2 protein-coding genes are annotated in these 2026 nt (G+C 46.4%); both read left to right on the top strand.

The features are described 5' to 3' along the window. Window positions 1-120 precede the first annotated feature (120 nt). Window positions 121-273 carry a hypothetical protein gene (locus tag BIT28_RS29165; protein ID WP_175577466.1) on the top strand — a complete coding sequence of 51 codons (153 nt, stop codon included), beginning with the start codon at window positions 121-123 and terminating at the stop codon, window positions 271-273. 284 nt (window positions 274-557) lie between these two features. Then, window positions 558-2026 (top strand): tetratricopeptide repeat protein (locus tag BIT28_RS00130; protein ID WP_245823615.1); only part of this gene is annotated, 1469 nt, incomplete at its 3' end.

Below are 2026 nucleotides of genomic sequence, written 5' to 3'. Positions count from 1 at the left end.
TTAAACTCTAATTATAAAAACTGTGGTTAATCCTGCGTATTATTGAAACAAACATTAAGAGATCCCTACGCTCGCTTCATCTTGAGGCGAGCATTAATCTGTCAGATCTAGTGATACCTGATGGCACTGGTTTCCGAAAGCAACCTTAATCTGCAAGGGTTTGGTGATGTGGAAGATGGCAAGTGGTGCCTGAAAGCGGTGGAATGGTCACTCAGCGAGTCGGGCTTGCAATTGCGGCTGTCTGGTGACCATGGGGTGGTTGCAACAGGTTAAATTGTTGTCGAAACTGGATATTACCTATTTCGATTTCTAAGGTAACCCTTCACAAAGACTGTCTCAGGTTGCTATTAAGTCTTAATTTCTATTGGGTTTGATACTCAATTTTCATCATTTTCTATTTTGTATTGGCCCAGATGCTACTAATATCGCTTCATTCAAATTTAATTATTGATAATTCCAATATGCGCTTTAATTTCAAACTTATAACAATAAATCTTATAGCATTATTTCTTTTCACTGCTTGCTCCACCACTTCAGAAAATACCAAGAAGCTATTCTTGCAAGCGCAGCAGGGCCATGAAAGGTCGCAGTTTATACTCGGCCATATGTATGATGAAGGGGAGGAAGTAGATCAAGATTTCAAAGAAGCGGTGAAGTGGTATCGATTGGCTGCCGAGCAAGGCTCTGCGGTAGCGCAAAACAATCTTGGTGTTAAGTACCAGAAGGGACAGGGCGTAGGGCAAAATGATCAAGAAGCGGTGAAGTGGTACCGACAGGCTGCCAAGAAAGGCTATGTGCATGCGCAATACAATCTCGGCTATATGTACGATATCGGTAAGGGTGTAGAGCAAGATTATAAAGAAGCGATGAAGTGGTATCGACTGGCAGCTGAGAAAGGCTCTGAGCAGGCGCAATACAATCTTGCAATTTTGTATCATTACGGTAGAGGGGTAGAGCAAGATGAGCAAAAGGAGGAGAAGTGGCAGCGACTGTCTGCCGAACAAGGCTATGCGCAGGCGCAACACCATCTTGGGTTTATGTATGTGACTGGCAAGGTTGTCGGGCAAGATTACAAAGAAGCGGTTACGTGGTTCCGGCTGTCTGCTGAGCAAGGCTATGCAAATGCGCAAGCCAGTCTTGGCTTGATGTACCAGTACGGCTGGGGAGTAGGGGAAGATTATCAAGAAGCTATGAAATGGACCCGACTGGCAGCCGACCAAGGCTATATGAAGGCGCAACACAATCTTGGCTATATGTACGACATCGGTAAGGGTGTAGAGCAAGATTATAAAGAAGCGGTGAAGTGGTATCGGCTGGCTGCCGACCAAGGCTATCTGGATGCGCAACACAATCTTGGCTATATGTACGACATCGGTAAGGGTGTAGAGCAAGATTATAAAGAAGCGGTGAAATGGTATCGGCTGGCTGCCGAGCAAGGCTATGCGGATGCGCAATACAATCTTGGCAATATGTACAGTCACGGGAGGGGCGTAGAGCAAGATGACCACGAAGCGGTAAAGTGGTATCGGCTGGCTGCCGAGCAAGGCTTAGCTTGGGCGCAAATCAATCTTGGTTCTGCGTACCATCATGGTAGGGGGGCAGAGCAAGATGATCAGGAAGCTGTGAAGTGGTATCGGCTAGCTGCCGAACAAGGCTATGCGGGGGCGCAATACACTCTTGGCAATATGTACCTCAACGGTTGGGGTACAGAGCAAGATGATCAGGAAGCGGCGAAGTGGTATCGACTGGCTGCCGAGCAAGGTTTCGCAAGGGCGAAAGTGAATCTTGGACATATGTATAAGCACGGCCGAGGCATAGAGAAAGATTATAAAGAAGCGGTGAAGTGGTACCGACTGGCAGCCGAGCAAGGGGTATCGAAGGCGCAAGTGAATCTTGCTTGGATGTATGCCAGTGGTCGTGGTTTGCCAAAAAGCAATTTCAACGGTTACATGTGGTTGTTCTTGGCTAAGCAAGAAGGTTTGAACAAAGAAGCAAAAGCTGAATTTGATAAGTTAACAAAAATAAT

The sequence above is a fragment of the Photobacterium proteolyticum genome, assembly GCF_001939735.1.
GTDB lineage: Bacteria > Pseudomonadota > Gammaproteobacteria > Enterobacterales > Vibrionaceae > Photobacterium > Photobacterium proteolyticum.
The sequence above is the reverse complement of the archived record's forward strand: the minus strand, read 5'-3'. Positions and strand labels throughout refer to the sequence as shown.

What these genes read in the sequence shown, in the direction of transcription:
- BIT28_RS29165 (WP_175577466.1), top strand. Translation starts at nt 121, where the DNA reads ATGGCACTGGTTTCCGAAAGCAACCTTAATCTGCAAGGGTTTGGTGAT.